Source organism: Bradyrhizobium sp. WSM3983, from assembly GCF_000473045.1.
Taxonomy (GTDB): Bacteria; Pseudomonadota; Alphaproteobacteria; order Rhizobiales; family Xanthobacteraceae; genus Bradyrhizobium.
In genome coordinates this window covers 14,461-38,002 of record NZ_AXAY01000048.1, presented here as the reverse complement: position 1 = coordinate 38,002, position 23,542 = coordinate 14,461, and the positions used below count along the sequence as shown (strand labels likewise).

Sequence of the window (23,542 nt, the reverse complement as noted above, 5' to 3'; positions counted from 1 at the left end):
GTGTTCGCGATCATTGCCGCCAAGGATATGCGCGAGCTGGCCCGCGACGGGCGTCTGCTCTGGGCCGGAGGGCTGATTCTCGTCCTCCTGCTGGTGGCTCTCGCTGCCGGATGGAATCGGCAGGTTCAGCTGAACAACGAACGGTCGGCAGGCCAAGCCCTCGATTATGACGCCTGGCTTCATCAAGGCTATCGGCATCCGCACGATGCGGCGGAACAGGGCATGCACGTGTTCAAGCCCGAACCGCCGCTCGGCGTCTTCGATCCGGGGATCGGGCCTTTTGTCGGCTCGACCGTCTGGCTGCAGGCGCATCGCCAGAGCGAGGTCAAGTTCAGGCCGGCCCAGGACGCAACCGGATTGCAGCGGTTCGGCGAGCTATCGCCGGCGTGGCTGCTTCAAGTCTTGGTTCCCCTGCTCATTATCGTCATCGGCTTCAATTCCATGAGCGGCGAGCGCGAACGCGGAACGTTGCGCCAGCTTCTCAGCTTGGGTGTGCCTGCGCGGAGCCTGCTTCTCGGCAAGGCAGCTGCACTGGCGAGCTGCGCTGGCGTTCTGATTGCTCCAGTCGGGGTCGGGTTCGCGGCATTCCTCGTTGCGCGTCTTCCCGCAGGCGAGCGCCTCGACGTGGTCTATCGGATTAGCTGGCTTGCAGCGGGATACGGCCTCTATCTCGGCTTATTCGTGTTTCTGACGCTGGCAGTGTCAGCCCTCGTACGTTCATCGCGGGCGGCTCTGGTCATACTGCTCGGCTTCTGGGTCGCAGCAACGCTGATCGCTCCGCGCACCGCATCCGAGGCGGTCAATCTGCTCTATCCGACCCCATCGCGGCTCGCGTTCGACGATCATCTGTCTCACGACATTGCCGGAGCCGCCAGCAAGGCCTGGGCCGCCCATTTCGGCGCGCGGACGCAATGGGATCCCTCGCTTCCGCTCAGCAAATGGGGCGCGGCACTGAAGGTCGATGACGCGGCGGGTTACGGCGCGCTCGATGAAAACTTCGGCGGGCTTTGGGACACATTCGAGCGTCAACAGCGCGCGCAAGAGTGGGTCGGCCTCGTTGCCCCGGTCGTTGCACTCCGCGGATTCTCCATGGGCCTGGCTGGAACGGACTTTTCGCAACATCGCGACTTCTCAACCGCGGCCGAAACGCAACGACGAAAGATCCAGGACATCGTCAGCGAGGACCTGATCAAACACGCCGATCCCCTTGGCAACGCGCATTTCACCTACAAGGCCGGCCCCGAGCTGTGGGCAAGTGTGCCGCCATTCAAATATCAACTTCCCTCCGTGTCATTTGCCTTGGCGCACCATTGGGGAAGCCTTGCGTTGCTCGCTGTCTTGTTCTGCCTCTCCGTCGCGCTCGCGCACTATGCCCTCTCTCGTCCGCTCATGCGCTAGACATTCGAATGACGCCAATGAAGTCTCGCTCGCTCTCCACCTTGTCGCTGATCATCCGGCACGAGGCGCGTATCCTTGTTCGCGATCGCACGCTGCCGCTGGTGTGCTGCGTCCTGGCGCTCATGGTGGGTTACGGACTGTTTGTGGGACTGGCGCAGGCAACACTCCGCGACCGCATGGTCGCCCAAGTCGCGAAACATGAACAAGAGACCCAAAGGGCGAATACCGGAACGCTCCAATCCGTTCTCGCCGGCAAGAGTGCGCTGGTTCCCTTCTCGAATCCGGCGAACCCCGCTGCCTTGGCCGGCACCTTGGCCGGGCGCTTTGCCACGATTCCCAATGCACCGCTCGCAGCCCTGGCGATCGGACAATCGGACATGATGCCCAACTACTACCGCATCAGCTACTTGAGCAAAGTCCAGTTCATGTACGACACGGAGATCGAAAACCCCTGGAATCTGCTCAGCGGGCACTTCGATCTCGCTTTCGTCATCGTATTCGTATTGCCTCTGCTGGTTACTACGCTCGGGTATAACCTGCTGTCGGCGGAGCGCGAACATGGCACCTTGCGCATGCTGTGTTCGCAACCCCTTTCCGTGCCCACGTTGCTGACCGGGAAGATCGTCGTGCGCATGCTCGCGCTGCTGGCGATCGCAATTCCCTTGCCGCTCATTGTCGTGCTTTTGATCCGTCCCGAAACCCGTGGCGTAGAGCAACTGCTGTTGATGCTGTCGTGGTCAGCGCTGATCACGGCGTATACCTTGTTCTGGTTCGCGGTCGCGGCCCTGGTTAATGCGACCGGCCTTTCCTCCTCGGCCAATGCCCTGATCATGGTGGCACTCTGGACAACTTTTGTGCTCATCTTGCCGGTCACGATGAACCTTGTTGTTGGCCTGGTCAGCCCCGCCCCTTCACGGACTGAACTGGCCAGCCGCACGCGCGTTGCAACGGCGGAATCATTGCGCGAATTCGAGAGCCTCTATAGTGCGGATTATCGCTACGCTTCGGATCCGGAAGCACTGCTGGTCAAAGGCGAGCGCATCGAAGTTCCTTCGCGGATGCGTGCATTTTTTCTGGCCAAGCAAAGGGTAGACGAGAAGATCGAACCCCTTCTGGAACGCTTTGATCGCCAGCTATTGCAACAACAGAGGCTCGTCGACCGCCTGAGCCTGCTGTCGCCCGCGATCCTCGTCAATGAAGCGCTGAACTCCATTGCCGGCACCGACTCACGCCGTTTTGTCGCCTTCAAGGATCAGACAGAGGCTTTTCACAACAAATGGCGGCAATACTTCTCTCCCCGGATTCTGGAAAGCCGCGCCATGACCGCGCAAGATCTGTCTTCTTTGCCTCAGTGGCATTGGATTGAAATACCGGCGAGCGAAACCAGCTGGAGCATCTGGTGGCGGACTGCATTGATGCTGGCGCTCGCATTCATGGTCGGTGGCGCCGCACTTGCGCGCTCATCCCGGAGCAATCGAATAGCTGTTTAGCGCGTCCCGATCAGTGGCAAGGTCAGAATCGGAATGGACGGTCGTCGTGGATGGCACATGGAAGCCAGCGGGAAGATGACAGCCTTCAATCACCGAGAGCCGTCACCAATCGTGCAATTGAACACGACCGAGTTGAAGCCGACAAAGACATCATCGCCAATCGTGCAGGGCCCATGAATGATCGAACGGTCGGCGATCGAGGTTCGTCGTCCATCGTGACCGCTCGCCTGATCTCCTGGAGAATCAACCAAAGCGTCCATTTATTCGTCTTCTTCCCAAAGCCGGTCATTGACAATGCAATGTTATAACATAACACTCAAGGGGCTCGCAAATCGCGGGACGGAGGGCCTCGCCATGGTCGATCGAGATCCTCATTCACCAACCGAATCTTCTTCCGACTCCAGGAGGGTGGAGAGAGCGCTCCAAGCGGTTGAGGCTGCTTGCCGCGACCGCGGCAAGCAGCTCACGCCCATTCGGCGTTCGGTTTTAGAAGCGCTCCTGCGTCAGGGCCAAATGGTCGGCGCCTATGAGCTCATGAATGAGCTCCAACGCGTTCTGGGCCGATCGCTGTCACCTCCCACGGTCTATCGCACGCTGGACTTTCTATTGGAGCAGGGTTTCGTCACGAAAATCGAAAGTAAAAATGCCTATGTGCCCTGCGCGCATCCAGAACACCCGCATGCCTGCGTTTTCTTCATCTGCAATCAATGTGGCGCGTCGGAAGAGATCGAGAACACGCAGCTTGAGCAGCTATTCACACGCGACGCGGCTTCTTTGGGGTTCCGGCTGAGCCGTCGCATTGTTGAATTGCAAGGCACCTGCGCGAACTGTCTCGACACGCCGCACGCCGCGCAGATGCCGGCGATGTAGGGAGTTCTGGCCTTGCCCCGTCCCTCCCTCATTCCCGTATCCTTGCTCACGGGGTTTCTCGGCAGCGGCAAGACAACCGTCCTGAATTATTTGCTTCAACAACCAGAGTTGAAGAACGCAGCCGTCATCATCAACGAATTTGGCGAAATCGGTCTCGATCATGACCTGGTCGAAAGCGTTTCGGAGAACCTCGTACTTCTTCAAAACGGATGCCTTTGCTGCACGATCCGCGATGACCTGGTGAGCACGTTTGATGACCTCTGGGAGAAACGAACGACCGGTGAAATTCCCGCGTTCGATCGCGTCATCGTCGAGACGACGGGGCTTGCGGATCCCGCTCCGATCATACACACACTGATTACAGACCAGTTCCTGGCCGAGCTCTATCGGCTGGATGGCGTCATCACAACGGTCGACGCAGCAACAGGCGCAATGACACTTGATCGACAAATCGAGTCGGTCAAGCAGGCCGCTGTCGCCGACCGCATTCTCGTCACCAAGGTCGATATCGTCAAACCAGACGAGTTGCGCGCGCTCGCGAAACGGCTTCGAGTCCTCAATCCGGCGGCTCCGATTATGCCCGTCGAAAATGGAGTGATCGATCCGATTCGGCTGCTCGATCTCGGCTTTTATAAGCCACAGACCAAGACACTGGATGTGCAGGCGTGGCTCAATGCCGAGGCCTACACCCAGCTGCAAAATGGCGATGATCACAACCGCGCTCATGAGCACCATGATCTCCATCACGCCGGCAAGGGAGGACACAAACAGGGCCATCACAAGCATCATCATGACGTGAACCGGCATGACGAGCGGATTCGGGCTGTGTGCCTGACCGTCGACGGACCGGTACCGACGGAGGCATTCAATCTCTGGCTCGATATCTTGACCCGACTGAAGGGGCCGGAGTTGCTGCGATTAAAAGCCATCGTCAGTGTCGCGGAAAGCCCCGGCCCTTTCGTGCTGCACGCCGTCCAGCATGTCTTTCACCCACCTATCCAGCTGAAGCGCTGGCCAAGCGCGGACAGGCGAACCCGCCTTGTCGTCATCGCGCGCGATCTCGGAGACGAGTTCCTGCGATCAAGCCTCACCTATCTGACGGAGGCCGCGAGGCTTTACACCGAGGACGAGCGGAAGGCCAAGCCGAGCGAACCTTTTGCCTTCGAGACGCACTCCTGATGTCGAAGCTTGCCACGGCGCTGTTTTTCATCCTCGCCGCGCTTGTGCGACGACCGGCCTGAGCCCAACCTCCGTGACGGAGAGCTCTCCATCTTTCGCGGATGATCTCGACACGTCAGCTGGAGCGTTGCGGGCCGCCACGGAGCGGCTGGATGTCGGAGAGAAGGTCGGAGTCAGCATCGAGCCAAGCGCGATCGACCGCCGCATCACCGATGTGTTCACGTCCCTCCGGTCGAAGACCCGCGAGACTCGATCATCTTCCCAGACACAACTCAGCAAACATCGAGGGACGCGCGGCCAACAGGAAACAGATTGGGGATAAAGCGCAGGCCAACAGTCGCGATGCTTGAGCGCTCGATACTCGATCAGTACGGTCAATGTAATACTATAACGTTGCAATGATGTCCGGCGCTTGGCCAGCATTGATGCAATCACCGCGCCCGCTTGTGTGCGGGACGACGTAAGGTCAGCAATGTCGAATGCCGGTGCCGCATGGACAGAGGAGCGCGTCGATCGTCTGAAGGTCCTGTGGGCTGCGGGATTGAGCGCCAGTCAGATTGCCACTGAATTGGGTGGCGTCTCGCGAAACGCCGTCATCGGAAAAGTGCATCGTCTTGGGCTGTCCGGTCGTGCGACCACCGCAGCGAAACCGCGGCCGGCGCGAGCGCCCAAAAGCCGCCTTCTGCGGTCTCCGGTTGGCAGTATCCGGCATCGCGGCTTTCTCGCACTGGCTTCACCAGACTTCCAGTTGGAGGCCAGCGAGGAGTATCTTGAGGCATCGGCAGAGGTCGTGCCGATGGCACGGTATCTCACGCTGGAACAACTCGAGCCGAGTTCATGCCGCTGGCCGATTGGTGATCCCGCATCGCCGGATTTTCGGTTCTGTGGCGCACCGGCGGTGCCTGGCCAGAGCTACTGCGCGTCGTGTGCGCGGAAGGCTTACCAAGCGCATGTGCGTCGTTCATCCATGCAGCGACGACGCGACAGCGGGCTGCGCCGCCTCACATAGTTTGGAGCAGCCGGCAATGTCGTGACTCGACTGTCAGCTGTGTGAATGGTCAGCAGACGTCGCGGCGCACCAACGTCACGTCCAAACAAGCGAACGATGCAACTGCGCACCGGCCCACGCCCCGTCCGCGACCGCCAGTGAAACGGAATGCGGAACTCGTGCGGCGTCGCCGCACGCAAACGCTCCCGGAATGGTAGTTTCCTTCGCATCATCTGTCTGGATCTGAGCGCCCAGGGGCGTCTCCGCGAGAGCGCACCCAAGTGACTCCGCGATCGGAGTTGCTGGTGCATTGCGCGGGGCTGTGAAGATGCCGGCTAATGTCAACCGGCGTCCGTCTGTCAGGACAATATCGGCATGTCCGTCGACTCGAGCAATCGGCGTTTCCTCGATGGTCACACCACGCGCCGCAAGATCACCGCGGATCGTATCATCGAGCGCCACCGCGCTATTGCTGAAGAAGGTCACTTCGCCCCACTCGGGGATTAACTGCGCCTGATGCAATGACATCGGCCCGGCCGCAATCACGCCGATGCGGCCTTTATCAAGCTCGTAGCCATGGCAATAGGGACAGTGGAATACGCTAACGCCCCAGCGTTCCCACAGTCCGTCAATCGCCGGAAGCGTATCTGACACACCGGCCGCAAACAGAACGCGGCGCCCGGCATGGCGCGCGCCGTCATGCGTGGCAATGACAAACCGGTCCTTTTGTCCTGACGCCGTCTCGGCCGTGCCCTCGATCCAGGTCAACGTCGGATATGCCTCAAGCTGCTGTCGGGCCGATTGCGCGATCTCCGCCGGACTAATGCCATCCTGTCCCAGAAAGCCGTGCGAATGGCTGGCGAAGCGATTTCGTCTCAGGCCCGCGTCAATCACCAAAACGCTCCTGCGCGCTCGCAGGAGCTGGAGAGCGGCGGCCATTCCGGAGTAACTGCCGCCAACGACCATGACATCATACTTCATTTTCAAGTCCTTCTCAAAGGTTAGCCACTCCGCGCCTCAGCGGGCGAAGGACGTAGGCAAGATCTGAGCGTAACGTGAGCAAGCCTCAAGCACCGCGGCATTGATGAAATCTCTGTCAAGCCCATTCACGAGTCTTTGCAAATCGGCATCGGCCGTGGCGGGGGCGCTGGGTGAACTCGCTCATATTGATCAAGGATGGGCTCAAGAGTTTCTCTCGGCCAGAATTTCGGAGCACCGATTTCTCTCAGGCAGGAGGCGTTCCAATATAATCCGGTGCGTGATAGTGAGCGGTTGCTCCCGACCGCATTCTTGACAGCGTCGATATCGGCTGCGCCAGGATAGATGTACAGCGTCGTCGGATCGTCCTTCGTCATCGCGAGGATTGGTCCGACGTCTGATGTCGACCAACTGGTGCAACCATTGCTGCGACCACCAGCGTATTCCACCAGCGTACCGAACGGAACGTAACCATCGGGATTTGCGTAGGGGCTGCGCAAATCTTTTCGAAGGCATACTCCCTTTAACGTGACAGCCGCATGTCCGCCGATCTCGCGTCGTCTGGCGTTTGCGGTCTCACCTTCTCCATCGAACTGCAGGAATGAACGTGTCAAGGCCGCATACTGTTTCGCTGAGACCCGGTAGGAGCCCTTGAAAGACGTTTTCGTCTCGCCCGTTACATACGGACCGCCGGCTGTGAGGTTGGAATCCATTGCGTTGCTGAAGTTCTTCGCGCACCGTCTTCCGTTGGCGAAATCCGCGATGCCTTTCAAATTGCGGCCGCCGCCGTGGCCCGACGAAATTGCGCGAAACGACTTGTCGGCTTCGCAGACAACGTAGAATCGGCGGCCTGGTTTGCCGTCGTTCAGACTGTTCGGCCGGGTCGCGTCCATGGCGAAGTAGCAGGGATTTCGTACCGCGCCTTCCTTGATCTTCTGGAAGTAGAGCGCGCGCGCCCGCTGCAGGACCGGACGCGCAATCTGTCCTTCGTCTTCGCCAACATGGGTCTGCAGCCAGGCCGGGATGCCCGATGGTTGCTCTGCCGCAAATGATCGCGCCGACGCCAACATGGCGGTGGCGAAGACACTAAGCAGATAGAGGATACTCAGAAGGATGGATCTCGACGGCACCTGCTAATCCCTTCCATCGAGGCGCCTTCCCATTGCGACAGCAATGGAACGTGAGGAAATGTCACCAAGGCGCAGCTGCGAAGAGCGCTCCGCCCATCGCCGGTTCGCCCCACAACAGATCGAGATCGTCGTTTCATTGCGAAGCTCTTGCAATGTTCCAATCGGTGCTGCAAAGTAGATGTAATGTTATAACATTACATAGGCCCATGTCCAGCAACCAGCAGATCGACGAGCGTCTTCCCGTCACCGTGCTTTCCGGCTTCCTCGGCGCCGGCAAGACTACCCTCCTCAACCACGTGCTCAACAACCGCGATGGCCGCAAGGTCGCGGTGATCGTCAACGACATGTCCGAGGTCAATATCGACGCCGACCTCGTGCGGGACGGCGGTGCCAATCTGTCGCGTACGGACGAGAAGCTCGTGGAAATGACCAACGGCTGCATCTGTTGCACCCTGCGAGACGATCTTCTTCTGGAGGTGCGACGGCTAAGCAAGGAGGGACGTTTTGATTATCTCTTGATTGAGAGTACTGGAATTTCTGAGCCTTTGCCGGTTGCCGCGACCTTCGATTTTCGCGACGAAGACGGTGATTCGCTGTCCGACGTGGCGCGCCTCGACACGATGGTCACCGTCGTTGATGCGATCAACCTCCTCACGGATTATGATTCGCGTGACTTCCTGCGTGACCGCGGTGAGATCGCGGGCGATGGAGACGAACGCACGTTGGTCGATCTCCTGGTCGAGCAGATCGAATTCGCTGACGTCGTCATCATCAACAAGGCGGGGGACGCAGGAGCAGAGCAGCTGGCCGAGGCGCGGCGTGTCGTGCGTGGACTGAACGCCGATGCGCGGATCATCGAGACGACATTCGGCAAGGCGCCACTCGACTGCATTTTCGATACCGGTCTCTACAGCGAGGAAAGAGCCCAAACTCACCCGCTATGGCACAGGGAACTCTACCAGTTCGCCGACCACAGGCCGGAAACCGAGGAATATGGTGTGCGTTCCTTTGTGTATCGCGCCCGGAGGCCGTTCCATCCCGCCAAGCTCCATGCGCTACTTGGTCAGGGTTTTAAGGGTGTGTTTCGAGCCAAGGGGCATTTCTGGCTCGCGACGCGCCCGGAGTGGCTCGCGGAACTCTCGATTGCGGGGAAAATGACGCGGACCGAGGGACTCGGGCGATGGTGGGCGGCGGTGCCGAAGGAGCGTTGGCCGAGAGACGAAGAGTCGATGTCGCATATGCGGCGGCATTGGACGCCGACTTGGGGAGATCGCCGGCAAGAACTCGTCTTCATCGGCGGCGCAGAGATGGATGAGGCTGCGATCAGGGCTTCGCTCGATGAATGCCTTTACGGGTCGGTGACGACCGGTCTTTCGAAATCTCACGCCCGGCTTGATGATCCTTTCCCATCGTGGGGTGAAGCAGCAGTCTGATTCAGGAACTGCGCCAGAACTTCCGTCAAGGTCGCGTTGTTTCCTTGAGGCAGCGCAGTCTCGAACCTAGCGAATCTCCGGAAATCATTCTGCAAAGTTATAGAATGTTTCTCAGCCAATAAGAGCAGCCACTGAGCGGACAACGCAGACCAAACATGTACGTACCGACTGATTCAGGCGTGATGCGCGACATCCAAAGTTGCAGGAATATCACATCGTTTCGTCGAACGAGCTTGGCGGCTTGGCCAAGGTTGACATCGGCTAAGTCACCCTGCGACTGTAATTTTACGGGCAGAGGAGCTCTGCCCGCGCGCGGATGCTTTTTCATGATGTGGGTTCGGTCGAACATACGGCACGGTGCCCGGCTCGCGCTTTTCGCGCTGCTGGTGCAGCTTGTGCTGACGCTAGGCCACAGCCACGGCTTCGTCGAGGCTGCCCCCCTCGTCAAGTCCTCGCAACAGCAACTGCAAGCTGACGGCCACAAGCCCAGCGAGGTCGACCGCGTGTCGGTCGACAAGCGGTCTCCGGCCAACCCCTATCGTGAGTATCCGGGGGACGACCATTGCGCGATCTGCGCCGTGGTCGCGATGGCGGGCACCGTGGTGTTCGCGACGTCGCCCTTGCTCCTGGAGCCTCAGGCCGTCGAATTCCTGTACCGCACCGCCGACGCCGAATTCATCCATTTGGAATCGGTCGGCCTGCCATTCCAGCCCCGCGCCCCTCCCGCATCCTGATCTCCATCGGTTGATCGTGCTCGCGTTTGGTACCGCTTCACGAGCGGACAAACCCGAGGCGAGAAGTCGAAGTCGAATTTCGCCGTGTATCGGCGGCTGGCAAACAAAATCGATCGACAATTCCGATCGATGCCCGCGTTGGGAATCGGGACTTTGGGAATCGGGACAATGTTATTCTGTTCAAGACGCACGCAGCATTTGGGTAGCGCGAGCCTGCTCCTGCTTTGTGCTGGGGCGACACCGGCGATGTCACAGGCATCGTCCACCGAACTGCCCGCCGTTAGCGTCACGGCGCCGAGTCCAATCGTGCGACGACGACCTGTCGTTCCATCGCATGCGGCCCCAAGCGTCGCGCGCACGGCGCCTGCACGCAATCGCCAGCCTGTGCCGGCCGCCGTACCTGCTCCGGCGGTGGCCGCCGCGCCCGCCCCCCAGCAGGGCGTGCTGCCGATCATAACGGACCAGTTCGCCACCGTCACTGTGGTGCCGAACGAAGAGATCCGCCGCGAAGGCGGTGCCCAGCTCGGTGATCTCCTGTTCTCCAAACCCGGCATCACGGGGTCGAGCTTCGCGCCTGGCGCCTCCAGCCGGCCGATCATCCGGGGTCTCGACGTCAACCGCGTCGGTATCCTCGAGAACGGCACAAACGCCGGCGGCGCATCGGATCTCGGCGAAGATCATTTCGTGCCGATCGACCCACTCGCGACCAACCAGGTCGAAGTGATCCGCGGTCCCGCGGCGCTCCGCTACGGATCGACGTCGATCGGCGGCGTCGTCAGCGCCACCAACAACCGGATTCCCGACGCGTTGCCGTCTTGTGCCGCCTCGCCGTTCCAGACCTACGGCTTGCCCGTCAAGGCACCGCTGGCGTCAGCGCAAACGTCGCCCTGCGTCACAGCCGAGACCCGCACCGCGTTCGACTCGGTCAACCGCGGCGTCGAAGGTGGCGTCCTGCTCGACGGCGGCGGCAACAATTTCGCCATCCACGCCGATGCCTACGGCCGCAACACCTCCGATTACTACATTCCGGGTTATCCCTATCGTTTCGACAACACGCGGCCGGTCGGCAGTCATCAGCCGAACTCGGCAAGCCAGTCGGACGGCGCCTCGATCGGCGGCTCGTACTTCTTCACGGGCGGTTACATCGGCGCGGCGATCACGCAGAACGACGCGCTGTACCACATTCCCGGCATCGACGGGGCGGACCACCAGACCCGTATCGACGCGCATCAGACCAAGATCACCATGAAGGGCGAGTACCGGCCTGACGCGGTGGCGATTGACGCTGTCCGCTTCTGGGCCGGCGCGACCGACTACCGGCACAACGAGATCGGGCTTGCCGACACCACCGACCCGACGACGGACGGCGTGCGGCAGACCTTTACGAACAAGGAGCAGGAGGTCCGCGTCGAAGTCCAGCTCATGCCGTTCAACGCGCGTTTTGCCGAAGTCACCACCGCATTCGGACTCCAGGCCGCGCATCAGGAATTGACCGCGCCGAGCCCGGACGATCCCGGCGCGCTCTTCAACGGGCTGTGGGACCCGAACCGCAACATGCGCGAAGCGGCTTACGTCTTCAACGAGCTCAAATTCACCGACACCACCAAGGCCCAGATTGCCGGCCGTATCGAGCATGTCGATCTGAGCGGAACGACGCCCGACTTTCCGGCCGATTTCCTGCCGAACGGCGATCCTCAGACCGGTATCGCGCGCAATCTGCATTTCACGCCGAAGAGCGGCAGCGTTGGCCTGATCCAAATCCTGCCATACGACCTCGTCGGCAGCCTCACCGCGCAGTATGTCGAACGCGCGCCGAAACCAGCCGAGTTGTTCTCCCGCGGCCCGCACGATGCGACCGCCACGTTCGATATTGGCAACCCGAACCTGACGATCGAGACCGCCAAGACGGTCGAGGTCGGCTTGCGCCGCGCGACGGGGCCGCTCCGATTCGAGGCCACGGCCTACTACACCCGCTTCGACAATTTCATCTATCGGCGGCTGACCGGCGTCATGTGCGATGGAGATTTTGCGTCTTGCGGCGCGCCCGATGCCGAACTCAACCAGGCGGTTTATTCGCAGAGGAATGCGATCTTCCGCGGCGGTGAATTCCAGAGTCAGGTTGATGTCGGGGCGCTCTACGGCGGTATCTGGGGTTTTGAGGACCAGTTCGACATCGTTCGCGCCACCTTCACCGATGGCACTAACGTCCCCCGGATTCCGCCGGCGCGCATCGGTGGCGGCTTGTTCTGGCGCGACTCCAACTGGCTGGCACGCATCAACCTGCTGCACGCCTTCCCGCAAAGCGACGTCGCGGAGATCGCCGAGACGCCCACGCCCGGCTATAACCTGCTGAAGGCGGAGGTCACCTACAAGACCAAGCTCGGCGCAAACTGGTTCGGCGCGCGGGAAATGTATGCGGGCCTGGTTGGCAACAATCTTCTCAACGAGAAGATCCGCAACTCGGTCTCCTACAACAAGGACGAGGTGCTTATGCCCGGCATCGGCGTGCGCGCGTTCGCGAATTTTAAGTTCTAGATTCTGCGACCTCTAAATTCCAGAAAGGCCTTCAGATTGAAGGCGGTCATGTCTTCAATGGAAGCAAGATCAGCAGGGGCGGGATGGGTAGTCGAAGTCATCCTCGCAGGTGAGAGCCGAAATGATAGTGTGCTGTTCGCGGTTGGCGAAGAGACCGCGACAGCAGCCGAGAGCGCGGTTCTGCGCTATCCCGGCATCTACCAAAGCGATCCCAGAATTGCACAGCGAACTCTTTCACTAGGGGAATTATCTAGCTTGCAACTGATGCCGGGAGGCGTTCGACCATTCAAGCGCCTCAGTTGGTGCCATTCGTCTGAGCAGTCCCAGTTGGTAAGTGAAGCGTCTGCCGGGGTCGGCCCTCGTGCGGATTAGCAGCTGGTTGACCAGCTCCTGCATGCATTCGCCAGTAGGACGCCAAGTTCACGCTATCGGCGACGCTATACGGGGACGCGTCAACTACGATATATTCAGTCCAAAAGGGGCGTGTCCCGCGATCTGCTACGGACAATCCGCACTTCGCTGCAAGTTGTGTCTTTTTGTCAAACGTGAAGTCATCATCTCGAACCGACGCACACCATATCAACGGCGAGACTCGGTGGCAGATACGCAAGCAGAGTCGGCACCATATTCTCGCAGCGCCTTTCGAGCATCGATCTTCGCCGCGAACGCAAAGATCATGCCGATCAACAAGACTCCAGCCACTATCGCAAAACCTTGCAATGCCGCGTGAACATTGCGCATGCGGTCAACTGATCCGGCCGACGGCTCTGAAGTGTCTGGTGCAAACATCCCGGACTCCAACTTCTCAAATCGACAATCTACTCTACAGTTCCAAGTTGACGGACCGGAGGTCCGATGCTTCCTGCCCGCAAAATGAACCTGCAAACCATCGCGTTTGTCTCGCATCCAGTCCTGGCCATCGTTGCTACGCCAGGCCTTGCGGAGGCGGCACTGGCGTCAACCGGCCCATTGCTCAGGAACGGGCGAAGTCGCAATGTTTTAGGCGACGGATCGGTTTTGCCGCTGCGCTGGTTGCGCCATATGCGTCGGCTTTCAGCGCCGTTTTCTCCAGCATCCGATTGGGCGCCTTCCCTCCACCGCCTCGCAGTCCGCCATGAGCTCTGATCGGAAGAAACAATGAGGTGGCACGAACGCCCCGGACAAAAACGGGCAAAGGATCGGAATTTACTTAGCGCTCCGTGTCGGTCATCATCATGCGCCCAGCCGCCCGGCCCGAACCTCTGCACATATTCCCGGCTGGCAAATCGATGGATCAGGGGCAAGTACGAGAAGCCCTATGTTACCTTGCACCGCAGTGTCACCGGGGGCTTCAACGAGGTCTCCTGAAGCGCCCGCCCGACGACTACTTGACGCGTTCGTCCTGTTATTCTACCTGACCGACCACCTCATACTGCTCTAAATGCTCCATCCTCCATTTCTACAGAAAAACTGCGTGCACCGCTGGATCGAGTTCCTCAAGGCAGAAAATCGGCCACCGACTATGAAGGACCCTGCCCGGGCGTGAAGCTCCTTCCAAAGCAGTAGGAGCACCACACTTGAGCCATCCTCGTGGTCTCAATCCCAGCTTAGCGCCCCGCCATTCTGATATTCGATAACCCTGGTCTCGAAGAAGTTCTTCTCCTTCTTCAGATCCATCGCCTCAGACATCCACGGGAACGGATTCTCGACCTCGGCAAACACCGGCGCGAGACCGATCTGCGCGCAACGCCGGTTGGCGATAAAGTGCATGTACTGCTCGCAGAGTGCCGCGTTGAGACCGAGGAAACCGCGCGGCATGGTGTCCCGGCCGTAGGCGGCCTCCAGCTCGGCGGCGTCGCGGATCATGCCGCGGATCTCATCCTGGAATGACGGCGTCCACAGATGGGGGTTCTCGATCTTGATCTGGTTGATTAAGTCGATGCCGAAGTTCAGATGGATGCTCTCGTCGCGCAAGATGTATTGATACTGCTCGGCGATGCCGACCATCTTGTTGCGGCGGCCGAGCGACAGGATCTGCGCAAATCCCGTGTAGAACCACATGCCCTCGAACACGACGTAGAACGCGACGAGATCGCGCAGGAAGGCGCGGTCGCTGTCCGGCGTTCCCGTCTGGAACGACGGATTGTCCAGATGCTGCGTGTGCTTGAGGGCCCAGGCCGCCTTGTCGGTGATCGACGGCACCTCGCGGTACATGTTGAACAGTTCGCCTTCGTCGAGGCCAAGGCTCTCGACGATGTACTGGAAGGTGTGAGTGTGCACCGCCTCCTCGAAGGATTGACGCAGCAGATACTGCCGGCACTCCGGATTTGTGAGGTGGCGATAAATCGCCAGCACGATGTTGTTGGCGACCAGCGATTCGGAAGCCGCGAAGAAGCCGAGATTGCGCTTGATCGCGCGCCGCTCGTCTTCGGTCAGCCCGTCCCGTGACTTCCACAACGCGATGTCGGCCTGCATCGAGACTTCGGTCGGCATCCAGTGATTGTTGCAGCCTGAGAGATATTTCTCCCAGGCCCATTTGTATTTCAGCGGCAGAAGTTGGTTGACGTCCGCGCGGCAGTTGATCATCCGCTTCTCGTCGACCGAGACGCGGCCACCAGTGCGGTCGATCGCGCCCAGGCCGGTCGGATCGACCGGCTCGAGCTTGAGCTGGGTCTGCGGAGGCAGTGCGGTTGCAAGGGTGGAGGCAGGGGCGGCCGGAGCCGCCGCCGTGGTGTCAGTGTCGGACCAATCGAGCATCGTCATTCTCCTTACTGGCACGCCTCGCAATCGGGATCGTCGATCCGGCAGGCCTTGAGGCCGTCGAGATCCGGAGCAGCCGCGGTCGGGATCCTGATCGGCGCGTTCGACATCGCGGCCGACGACGCGGACACCGCATTGAGCTTGCCGTCGGTGCCCTTGAGCGTCGACTTCTCGACATGCGTGGCGCTGCGCGAGCGCAGGTAGTAGGTCGTCTTCAGTCCGCGCCGCCAGGCGAGCCGATAGAGCGTATCAAGCTTTTTGCCGGAGGGATTGGCGATGTAGAGGTTGAGCGACTGCGACTGGTCGATCCATTTCTGCCGGCGCGCTGCCGCCTCGATCAGCCAGGCGCTGTCGATCTCGAAGGCGGTGGCATAGAGCGCCTTGAGATCATCAGGGACGCGGTCGATCTGGCCAACGCTGCCGTCGAAATATTTGAGGTCGGAGACCATCACCTCGTCCCAGAGGCCCCTCGCCTTCAGGTCACGCACGAGGAACTCGTTCACAACCGTGAAATCACCGGACATGTTCGATTTGACGAACAGGTTCTGGTAGTTCGGTTCGATCGACTGCGAGACGCCGCAGATGTTGGAGATCGTCGCGGTCGGCGCGATTGCCATGACGTTGGAGTTGCGCATGCCGCTGGAAGTCACCTTCGTGCGCAGGCGAGCCCAGTCGAGCGTCGAGGAGCGATCGACGTCGAGCCCGCCGCGGGCGTCAGCGACGAACTGGATGGAGTCGAGCGGCAAGATGCCCCTCGACCACAGCGAGCCGTCGAAGCTCGGATAGCGGCCGCGCTCGGCGGCGAGGTCCGATGACGCTTCGATAGCGTGGAACGAGATCGCCTCCATGCTGGTGTCGGCAAACGTCACGGCTGCGTCGGACGCGATCGGGATGCGCTGCACTTGAAGAGCTTCCTGAAAGCCCATCAGGCCGAGCCCGATCGGGCGATGGCGCATGTTGGAGCGTCGCGCCTCCGGGATGGTGTAGAAATTGATGTCGATGACGTTGTCGAGCATCCGCACCGCGGTGGTCACCGTCCGCTTCAGCTTGGCCTCGTCGATGCCACTGGGGCCGACATGGGCAAGCATGTTGATGGAGCCGAGATTGCAGACCGCGACCTCGTCGACCGACGTGTTGAGCGTGATCTCGGTGCAGAGGTTCGAGGAATGGATCACGCCCATGTGGCGCTGTGGCGAGCGCAAATTGCAGGGGTCCTTGAAGGTGATCCAGGGGTGGCCGGTCTCGAACAGCATGGTCAGCATGCGGCGCCAGAGATCGGTCGCGCGCACCGTCTTGAACACGCGCAGGCCGCCGGCCCTTGCCTTGGCTTCATGGGCTTCATAAGCCGTCTTGAATGCCTCGTCGTAAAGATCGTGCAGATCGGGCGTTTCGTCCGGCGAGAACAGCGTCCATTCGCCGTCGGCATCGACGCGCTGCATGAACAGATCGGGCACCCAGTTCGCGGTGTTCATGTCATGAGTGCGGCGGCGGTCGTCGCCGGTGTTCTTGCGCAGATCGAGAAATTCCTCGATGTCGACGTGCCACGTTTCGAGATAGGCGCACACCGCGCCCTTGCGCTTGCCGCCCTGGTTGACGGCGATCGCGGTGTCGTTGGCGACTTTCAGGAACGGGATGATGCCCTGGCTCTCGCCATTGGTGCCCTTGATGTGGGCGCCGAGGCCGCGAACCGGCGTCCAGTCGTTGCCGAGACCGCCGGAATATTTTGCCAGCAGTGCGTTGTCCTTGACCGACTTGAAAATACCGTCGAGGTCGTCCGAAACGGTCGTCAGAAAGCAGGACGACAATTGGGGGCGCAGCGTGCCGGAATTGAACAGCGTCGGCGTCGAGGCCATGAAGTCGAACGACGACAGCAGGTCGTAGAACCCGATCGCCTTGGCCTCGCGGTCGATCTCACGCACCGCAAGACCCATCGCCACGCGCATGAAGAAGGCCTGCGGCAATTCGATCCGATTGCCGCGCTCGTGCAGGAAGTAGCGGTCGTACAGCGTCTGGAGCCCGAGAAACTGGAAGTTCAGGTCACGCTCCGGCTTCAGCGCCGCTGCGATTCGGCCGAGGTCGAAACGCGACAGCTCGGGGTCGAGAAGTTCGGCGGCGATGCCGGTCTTCACATAGGCCGGAAAATATTCGGCGTAGCGCGTCGCCATGTCTGCTTGCGAGGCCGGTATCGGGACGCCATGGACGTAGGACAGCACCTCGCCACGCAGCTTGTCGAGCAGCAGGCGTGCGCTGACATAAGCGTAGTTCGGCTCCTGCTCGACCAGCGTGCGCGCGGCCATGATAGAGGCCAGCGCCAGCTCGTCCTGGCTGATGCCGTCGTAAAGATTGCGGGTGGTCTCGGTGAGCACGGGGGCCGCCGAAACGCCGTCGAGGCCTGCGCAGGCTTCGCCGATGATCAGCGCGAGCCGCTTGCTGTCGAGACCGACGCGTGAACCGTCGGCCAGCGTGACGTGCAGCGCCGGTGCGGCGGCGACGGGAGCCGCGTGCGCGGCGGCCTCCTCAGCACGCTGCCGGGAGCGTTCTTCGCGATAGAGCACATAGGCACGGGCAACCTTGTGGTGCTCGCTGCGCATCAGGGCGAGCTCGACCTGGTCCTGGACGTCCTCGATGTGGAAGGTGCGGCCCTCGCCGGCGCGACGGTGCAATGCTGCGACGACTTCCGCGGTCAGCTGCTCGACGCTCTCATGCACGCGACGCGAGGCGACCGCCGTATTGCCCTCCACAGCGAGGAAGGCTTTGGTCATCGCCACCGCAATCTTCGCCTGGTCGAACGGGGTAACCTTGCCGTTGCGACGGATGATCTGCATGGCGGGCTCGCTGGGAACGGCAGCAAGCGACTCAGAACGCAACTGGATGATGGGAGCGGAGACAGAATCCGCGTGGTGCAAATTTGTAGACATCAAGGGCCCCGTGATGCGCGCGTTATGTTTGAGCGGGGCAAAAGGAGGACGCTGCTGAAACCCCGGCAATGGATGCCGACGGCGCATGCAAGCGACCGCCGGGACACCCCGCCCGTGGACGTTCAGTTTGTCGCGGCAGGTCTCCTGGCTCGCAGGTCGTCGCTCGCTTCCCGTCTTCCCGGCGCGACGAAGCACCAGTGACGATTGTTCGGAAGCAGCTCGCTGCTGACAGTTGCGGGGGCAGCGCCGGAATCCCTCGCCCAAGGCGAGGTTCACCGGCTTCCCTCTTAGCCACTAAATCTCGCGATCAAGTGGAACCGTGACACCCATATGTGGTGATATTCGCGGCGTTGTGTCAATGATCGATTAACGCGTCGACCGGTTTTTGTTTGTGGAATGCGGGAATTTCACAGCCTTCCCGTCATCATGCCTGGATGGTAGCCGGGTCGGCCGGTGTCGAGTGGCTGGACACCGACAACTCTGATTTGACGATGTCGCAACAGAAACCTAGCGGGTTACTTTCATTGGGTCGCTGGAGGGCTAAAGCGTGAATGACGAGCAGACTATCTTTGCCCTTGCATTGCAAGCCGCAGCGCGATGATCGAACGGATATAACCCCTGCAGGCGTTCGTCTCGCCGGTATCCAGCGGTCATGAGTCTCGCGAACACGCGACGGCATTGGCGGCGAAAGCCGTAGATGGTAAGAAAGTCCCCGGGGAGCATTCCAGTGCCGACTCAAGTCCGGCTGCCCGCACCAGCTTGTTCAGGATCGCCATGGCGTCCCCGTCCCGTACCGTCCAGCGCATTCATTTTGAAGACTTCGGCGGAGTCGAGTTCGAACGACTTGTGTTCGCCTATCATGTGCGCGCGGGATGGAATAATCTTGCCTGGTACGGCCAAACGGGCAGCGACCAGGGCCGCGACATCGTCGGCATGGATATGTTCGATGCGTCGTCTCCCCGGCGCACAGTGATCCAATGTGTCAACCGTGGAGCGCTCACACGGACGAAAGCCGAAGCCGACATGCAGGCTGCCGTCTCCGCGCCAACAGGCCGGATCGACGCGATCAAATTCGTGGCTCGTGGCAGCATTTCCGCAAAGGCCCGCGATGCCGTGGAAGCATCGGCAAGGGCGTTAAGCATCGAACACTTGACCATCTGGAGCGCAGTCGAGTTTGAAGAGAATCTACGACTTCGCGCCGAAGATTTACTTCGCAGGTTCTGCGCAGGGGAAGTGTTTCCCGATTCTGGGGATGATATCCGCCGCTTCGCGGACGATTTTGCCGGACTGAACGACGACGAGGCCTTGCGGCTCATGGCGCCGCTCTTTGACCGGCCAGCATTCCGAACACCCTTCCACCAGGAGAGTTCGCTTCCTGCGTTCCTTCAGGCCATTGAGGACACGATTGGAGCCCTCAATACCGGCATCTGGCGGACACGTGATGGCGATGAGATACGGCGCATACCATCGCTGCATCATTTGCGCGACCCGCTCACGCAAGGCCATGTCCGCGAGGCCGCAAGGCAAGTCGATGAACTTCGGCGCGTTTTCATCGGCGGACTGCGCGATGGAAGTATCAAGCCCTGTAGTTGTGGGAAATCCTATTGCCACACATTCATGCTCAATCACGGCATCGACCGGAAGCTTGACCAGCTTCGCATGCGCGTCACTCGATGCGTTCCGATCGGCCCATCCGCGATTTGACATACGCGTCAGTTGAATTGTCAGTCACGTTCCTGGCGGAGCGACTCTATGGGGCTTAGCGAACTCTTCCTCGATCATGAACCGAAGATGCGCGACTTGTTCACCAGGCTCGCGGCAGAATATGGCCTGATTGACGATCGCGAGAGCACCCTTGAACTTGTGGATACGGATAATCGGATGCTCTTTCGCAGCATTCCGAGCACGCGCCTTATCAAAATCGAGTGGCGCGGCGTCGCCAGCTTGTGGGCCGCCTCGCAAGCCATGGGGCGCTTGGGGCCCGCCATATTTGCGGCCCGGCGCAAGAGGGCGAGCGGGTCAGTCACTCCAGACCAGTCGCAAGAGCAGCTTGGGCTTCAGTTCATTACCTATGAAGGAACGTTGTGTTCGACAGAAGTGGCGGTGGAATACGTACTTTCCAAAGCCTGACCTGAACACGGCCTCCAAGCCCGCCCAGATCGGCGAAGTATTTTTCATGTGGGCGCTTGAGTGGATTCTTCGCCACGAGCTTGCCCACATTGCACTGGGCCATCTCGATTCGCCCTGGAGCGATGACGAGAGCCGGGCCCAGGAACGGGAAGCCGACAGGCATGCAAGCCAAGCACTGCGAGGTGGCATGGTCATTGACTCAGGGCGAGCCCTGGGAGCGCAGCCTTCCGAAACCGAATTGAGCCTTGAGCGCAGGGCGCTTGCCGCAGGTATCGGCCTGATCTGGGTGGCCCTCTATGAGGGAATTGGCGAAGGCCCAGGCGCCAAGTATCCGCCGGTTGCGAACCGCCTGTGTGACAGCTTCACTATATTTTCACTGGCAGAAGACAGTGCCGCAGCCGAGATCCTTTCGGACTTTATAAAGGCTAGGGTTGACCCGGATGGCATGTGGCCTCCCCTGGCACCCGAGATGGCGACCGCTCAAGCGGCGCTTAATGAGTCTTGCTCTCGTCTGGATGCCTACCTGAAGGCGCAGCAGGCGCAGAGCTAACCATGCGACGCGTTGAGGCGGTTTGCGTCTCGGTATTCTCAAATTCCATCATCATTCCCCTCCAGTATGGATGGCGACAGATTTAGGGCATTTCGGTCAGAATTCATCACGACAGGAGGCCGACCTCGACTGGTCCCAAAACAACCCCACCGGAGCCGCCGAAGGGATCGATGAACCTCCGTTCGACCAACTAACCGGAGGGCGGAAAGATACCTTGCCCGCTTAGGTACTTTCAATTACCGCGCGTCACCGAGCCAAATCAGTGAGTATGTCGATAGCTTCCGGAACTTCAGAGGCTACCCGGCAGCTAAAATCATTTGCTAGGCTGTGATGTTTCAACCCGAGCAGCGCCTTCAACGGGCCTTCAGTAAAGAAGGCCTGGCAGTGCGCAACGGCGGCACTGGCATGATTGAAATCATAGATATCGTTTCCCACGAGCTTACGTTTCTTATCCCACCTAGCCGCCGCGTGAAGGCACGCCTCAATGTAGAGAGTAGGAAGCTTATGCCGTAGGCCCGGTTTTGCTTGGAGCCCATGAAAGACCAAATTTGCGCATATCTGCCGCGTGCGCTTCCATTCATCGCTATTTCGCACTGGCGCGGCATGGCCTTGCTTCAACGCCATCTCAACCATGACATCCGCAGCCGTATCGGCACAGAGATCGGCCACGCCGCTAAATTCATTGGTTAGGGCCTGCTGAAAGCTCTTGATCTCGTCCGCATGTTCAGCGTTTCCAGCATTCATCTTGTCCGCAACGTGATCTAACCTCGGATCAAGGGGCAACGGGGCGATGTCGAACCTCTCGATCATTTTCGTAAGATCGATGGTCCACATCTCATCGAAGAGCGCTTTCTGAATGGCGAGCAAGGTCGCCGGATCGATCGCGGCCTCCGTCGGATGCAGGAACCCAAGCACGTAGGGCAGTTTGGTCCATACAAGGTGCCGCAGGGGATGAACCTCTGCACCGTTCTGGCTCGAATAAAGGAAATGCGCCAGCTCGGTCCCAACGCGCTCGCGCTGGCTCAGCAGCGACACGCCAAGGCTGAATTCATCAATCAACTTGGCCGTCCGCAAACGCGACGACGGATCAGATTGCTTCAACAACTCCAAGAAGACGGATTCGCTAATTGGGCAGAATACTTTCCCGCTCGTCACCGCGTCCCGAAATGATCCAATAAGCTTGCCAATGGGCGTTTCGTAGTCATCGGCAAGCAACGCGTTCCTTAGCAAGAGCCAATAGCGTACATCCAGATAGATTGCGTGCCTTCCCGCAAGCGATTGCCCGAGTTCAACGACACGGCTCTTTACGTGCCGGTCAATCGATATGTCGGGGTACTGGCTGTGTTGTTCGAGATTCATCGTTGATACAGGTCAGCGAATGGATTGATCTTCGATCTTGTCAGGTAGCTTTGCCCATGGTGGTTGCTTTAGCAGGAAGCTCGCGCCACCGATGTTATACTTCCGTGTGAATGATCTCGTAACACTGCTAACGAGCAGGAGACCAGCCTTATATGAAGCCCATGCCTCTTGGGCTGATGGCGGGTTACCTAGGCCGTAGCGGTCTGCAATGACATCGGAATCACGCCGGAGTTTTTTCAGGAGATTGCGATCGGCACTGATTCCTTGACTTGCAATGTCGTCGAACAACTCAAAGAGATTGTGAATCTGCCGGAATGTCCCTGTCTTATGCTGGCTGAACGCCTTCAACGTACGTTCAACTGCCATGTGCACATTCCACAATGCTCCGGAACGGCCTGCGGCGTCATTGCGTAGGGCATTCTTCGCAGCCGCCTCGAATTCGGCAAGCACACCTTCAAGGAGCCCGCTCGCCGCCTCATCAGGCGGCTTGATACCCATGCCGTTGACGCGAATTGACCGAAGCGCGGTTGCTATTTCGCTTGTCTGGTGAGCAAGGCGCGCCCGGCTTGCATCATCCAAGGCTGATATATTCGGGGGTTCCTTCAACCAGTCGAACGGGTTTTCATCAGCCTCGACTTCCTTTGGGAACGAAAGCCAGCTTGTCTCGCCTGGCGTCTCAACACGGCTCCGCGTGAGCGGTACGACCATCTCAACCGGCAGGCCACGAATCAGAACAAAGCCGTGCGCTCGTCCCGTCTCATTGCGATTGAGAGCCTCGCCGTAATTCTCACGATACCATTCTGCCACGTCGTGGTAGATAAAGGCGAACCATGGGCTAACGGCATAGCCCGTCTTGTCTTGAATTTGATCGCCAACGCGGACATCAACGATGAGCTTTTCTACGATCTCGATCGCCGCTTGAAGTACGCGCTCCCTAAGCGACACGTCACCTTTCGCCAGAGCGGCATCGATATAGGGCAGGACCTTCCGGATTGCATCCGTTAGATTGCCCGGCTCACCGCTCTGATTTGCACGCTCTTCGGCCATTGTGATCACCGCAAGGAATCAGGTCGAAATCAATAATATCAGGAAATGGGCGCGCTCTTCGGGA

General features: G+C 59.8%; 19 protein-coding genes and 1 riboswitch. Of the genes, 11 read left to right on the top strand and 8 right to left on the bottom strand.

Annotated elements, in window-relative coordinates; all coding sequences use genetic code 11:
• Both YUA_RS0138590 and YUA_RS0138585 read left to right on the top strand, forming a co-directional pair.
• Positions 1-1,398 carry an ABC transporter permease subunit gene (locus YUA_RS0138590; RefSeq protein WP_027535432.1) on the top strand — a complete coding sequence of 466 codons (1,398 nt, stop codon included), beginning with the start codon at positions 1-3 and terminating at the stop codon, positions 1,396-1,398.
• Between the two features lie 8 nt (positions 1,399-1,406).
• On the top strand, positions 1,407-2,888 hold the full coding sequence (locus YUA_RS0138585) for a DUF3526 domain-containing protein (protein WP_084293141.1): 1,482 nt from the start codon (positions 1,407-1,409) through the stop codon (positions 2,886-2,888).
• Positions 2,889-2,977: 89 nt separating this feature from the next.
• Here the strand turns inward: YUA_RS0138585 and YUA_RS52885 are convergent, their stop codons facing one another.
• Positions 2,978-3,148, bottom strand: coding sequence for a hypothetical protein (locus YUA_RS52885; RefSeq protein ID WP_198029582.1), 171 nt, complete (start codon positions 3,146-3,148; stop codon positions 2,978-2,980).
• 94 nt (positions 3,149-3,242) lie between these two features.
• On the opposite strand from YUA_RS52885, the gene YUA_RS47590 reads away from it, so the two are divergent.
• From YUA_RS47590 to YUA_RS49345, 3 genes are all read left to right on the top strand, one after another.
• On the top strand, positions 3,243-3,758 hold the full coding sequence (locus YUA_RS47590) for a Fur family transcriptional regulator (RefSeq protein WP_063627850.1): 516 nt from the start codon (positions 3,243-3,245) through the stop codon (positions 3,756-3,758).
• Between the two features lie 12 nt (positions 3,759-3,770).
• Positions 3,771-4,937, top strand: coding sequence for a GTP-binding protein (locus YUA_RS46395; RefSeq protein WP_245285369.1), 1,167 nt, complete (start codon positions 3,771-3,773; stop codon positions 4,935-4,937).
• Positions 4,938-5,409: 472 nt separating this feature from the next.
• On the top strand, positions 5,410-5,946 hold the full coding sequence (locus tag YUA_RS49345; RefSeq protein WP_084293140.1) for a GcrA family cell cycle regulator: 537 nt from the start codon (positions 5,410-5,412) through the stop codon (positions 5,944-5,946).
• Positions 5,947-6,021: 75 nt separating this feature from the next.
• On the opposite strand, the gene YUA_RS0138570 is transcribed toward YUA_RS49345, so the two are convergent.
• Both YUA_RS0138570 and YUA_RS0138565 read right to left on the bottom strand, forming a co-directional pair.
• Entirely contained in the window at positions 6,022-6,906 is an 885-nt protein-coding gene (locus YUA_RS0138570) for an NAD(P)/FAD-dependent oxidoreductase (RefSeq protein ID WP_027535430.1), read from the bottom strand.
• A 125-nt stretch (positions 6,907-7,031) separates the two neighbouring features.
• Positions 7,032-7,973, bottom strand: coding sequence for a hypothetical protein (locus YUA_RS0138565; protein ID WP_371259941.1), 942 nt, complete (start codon positions 7,971-7,973; stop codon positions 7,032-7,034).
• Positions 7,974-8,239: 266 nt separating this feature from the next.
• Between YUA_RS0138565 and YUA_RS0138560 the strand changes: the two genes are divergently transcribed.
• The 3 genes from YUA_RS0138560 (at position 8,240) to YUA_RS0138550 (ending at position 12,735) form a co-directional block, all read left to right on the top strand.
• Complete coding sequence (locus YUA_RS0138560; protein ID WP_035972844.1) at positions 8,240-9,466, top strand: GTP-binding protein; 1,227 nt, start codon at positions 8,240-8,242, stop codon at positions 9,464-9,466.
• A 326-nt stretch (positions 9,467-9,792) separates the two neighbouring features.
• Complete coding sequence (locus tag YUA_RS0138555; protein WP_027535427.1) at positions 9,793-10,200, top strand: DUF2946 domain-containing protein; 408 nt, start codon at positions 9,793-9,795, stop codon at positions 10,198-10,200.
• Positions 10,201-10,368: 168 nt separating this feature from the next.
• Positions 10,369-12,735: a TonB-dependent receptor gene (locus YUA_RS0138550; RefSeq protein WP_027535426.1), complete on the top strand. Its 2,367-nt coding sequence runs from the start codon at positions 10,369-10,371 to the stop codon at positions 12,733-12,735.
• 579 nt (positions 12,736-13,314) lie between these two features.
• Here the strand turns inward: YUA_RS0138550 and YUA_RS50660 are convergent.
• The 3 genes from YUA_RS50660 to YUA_RS0138540 all read right to left on the bottom strand — a co-directional run bounded on the left by YUA_RS50660 (position 13,315) and on the right by YUA_RS0138540 (position 18,392).
• Complete coding sequence (locus YUA_RS50660; protein ID WP_156947584.1) at positions 13,315-13,524, bottom strand: hypothetical protein; 210 nt, start codon at positions 13,522-13,524, stop codon at positions 13,315-13,317.
• A gap of 786 nt (positions 13,525-14,310) precedes the next feature.
• Positions 14,311-15,471 carry a ribonucleotide-diphosphate reductase subunit beta gene (locus YUA_RS46390; protein WP_084293142.1) on the bottom strand — a complete coding sequence of 387 codons (1,161 nt, stop codon included), beginning with the start codon at positions 15,469-15,471 and terminating at the stop codon, positions 14,311-14,313.
• Positions 15,472-15,482: 11 nt separating this feature from the next.
• Positions 15,483-18,392, bottom strand: a complete 2,910-nt coding sequence (locus YUA_RS0138540; protein ID WP_027535425.1) for a ribonucleoside-diphosphate reductase subunit alpha — start codon at positions 18,390-18,392, stop codon at positions 15,483-15,485.
• A 116-nt stretch (positions 18,393-18,508) separates the two neighbouring features.
• A riboswitch (cobalamin riboswitch) is annotated at positions 18,509-18,729 on the bottom strand.
• Between the two features lie 437 nt (positions 18,730-19,166).
• Here YUA_RS0138540 and YUA_RS46385 point away from each other — a divergent pair.
• From YUA_RS46385 to YUA_RS0138520, 3 genes are read left to right on the top strand one after another with little or no spacing between them, the layout of a single operon-like run.
• Positions 19,167-20,096, top strand: coding sequence for a restriction endonuclease (locus YUA_RS46385; protein ID WP_198029581.1), 930 nt, complete (start codon positions 19,167-19,169; stop codon positions 20,094-20,096).
• 48 nt (positions 20,097-20,144) lie between these two features.
• The gene (locus YUA_RS0138525) at positions 20,145-20,522 is read left to right on the top strand and encodes a hypothetical protein (protein ID WP_027535424.1); all 378 of its coding nucleotides are present in this window, start codon (positions 20,145-20,147) and stop codon (positions 20,520-20,522) included.
• Positions 20,464-21,072, top strand: coding sequence for a phage exclusion protein Lit family protein (locus YUA_RS0138520; protein WP_084293139.1), 609 nt, complete (start codon positions 20,464-20,466; stop codon positions 21,070-21,072). The genes YUA_RS0138525 and YUA_RS0138520 overlap by 59 nt, the downstream gene beginning before the upstream one ends.
• Before the next feature lie 246 nt (positions 21,073-21,318).
• Here the strand turns inward: YUA_RS0138520 and YUA_RS0138515 are convergent, their stop codons facing one another.
• The gene (locus YUA_RS0138515; RefSeq protein ID WP_027535422.1) at positions 21,319-22,431 is read right to left on the bottom strand and encodes a hypothetical protein; all 1,113 of its coding nucleotides are present in this window, start codon (positions 22,429-22,431) and stop codon (positions 21,319-21,321) included.
• 12 nt (positions 22,432-22,443) lie between these two features.
• On the bottom strand, positions 22,444-23,478 hold the full coding sequence (locus YUA_RS0138510; protein ID WP_027535421.1) for a hypothetical protein: 1,035 nt from the start codon (positions 23,476-23,478) through the stop codon (positions 22,444-22,446).
• Positions 23,479-23,542: the final 64 nt, after the last annotated feature.

Excerpts from the sequence above, each read along its gene's own strand:
- YUA_RS0138585 (WP_084293141.1), top strand. The coding sequence starts at position 1,407 with ATGACGCCAATGAAGTCTCGCTCGCTCTCCACCTTGTCGCTGATCATC.
- YUA_RS0138540 (WP_027535425.1), bottom strand. The coding sequence starts at position 18,392 with ATGTCTACAAATTTGCACCACGCGGATTCTGTCTCCGCTCCCATCATC.
- YUA_RS0138550 (WP_027535426.1), top strand. The coding sequence starts at position 10,369 with ATGTTATTCTGTTCAAGACGCACGCAGCATTTGGGTAGCGCGAGCCTG.
- YUA_RS46385 (WP_198029581.1), top strand. The coding sequence starts at position 19,167 with ATGGCGTCCCCGTCCCGTACCGTCCAGCGCATTCATTTTGAAGACTTC.
- YUA_RS52885 (WP_198029582.1), bottom strand. The coding sequence starts at position 3,148 with ATGGACGCTTTGGTTGATTCTCCAGGAGATCAGGCGAGCGGTCACGAT.
- YUA_RS49345 (WP_084293140.1), top strand. The coding sequence starts at position 5,410 with ATGTCGAATGCCGGTGCCGCATGGACAGAGGAGCGCGTCGATCGTCTG.
- YUA_RS0138555 (WP_027535427.1), top strand. The coding sequence starts at position 9,793 with ATGATGTGGGTTCGGTCGAACATACGGCACGGTGCCCGGCTCGCGCTT.
- YUA_RS0138510 (WP_027535421.1), bottom strand. The coding sequence starts at position 23,478 with ATGGCCGAAGAGCGTGCAAATCAGAGCGGTGAGCCGGGCAATCTAACG.
- YUA_RS50660 (WP_156947584.1), bottom strand. The coding sequence starts at position 13,524 with ATGTTTGCACCAGACACTTCAGAGCCGTCGGCCGGATCAGTTGACCGC.
- YUA_RS47590 (WP_063627850.1), top strand. The coding sequence starts at position 3,243 with ATGGTCGATCGAGATCCTCATTCACCAACCGAATCTTCTTCCGACTCC.
- YUA_RS0138520 (WP_084293139.1), top strand. The coding sequence starts at position 20,464 with ATGAAGGAACGTTGTGTTCGACAGAAGTGGCGGTGGAATACGTACTTT.
- YUA_RS46390 (WP_084293142.1), bottom strand. The coding sequence starts at position 15,471 with ATGCTCGATTGGTCCGACACTGACACCACGGCGGCGGCTCCGGCCGCC.
- YUA_RS0138560 (WP_035972844.1), top strand. The coding sequence starts at position 8,240 with ATGTCCAGCAACCAGCAGATCGACGAGCGTCTTCCCGTCACCGTGCTT.
- YUA_RS0138525 (WP_027535424.1), top strand. The coding sequence starts at position 20,145 with ATGGGGCTTAGCGAACTCTTCCTCGATCATGAACCGAAGATGCGCGAC.
- YUA_RS0138570 (WP_027535430.1), bottom strand. The coding sequence starts at position 6,906 with ATGAAGTATGATGTCATGGTCGTTGGCGGCAGTTACTCCGGAATGGCC.
- YUA_RS0138565 (WP_371259941.1), bottom strand. The coding sequence starts at position 7,973 with ATGTTGGCGTCGGCGCGATCATTTGCGGCAGAGCAACCATCGGGCATC.
- YUA_RS0138515 (WP_027535422.1), bottom strand. The coding sequence starts at position 22,431 with ATGAATCTCGAACAACACAGCCAGTACCCCGACATATCGATTGACCGG.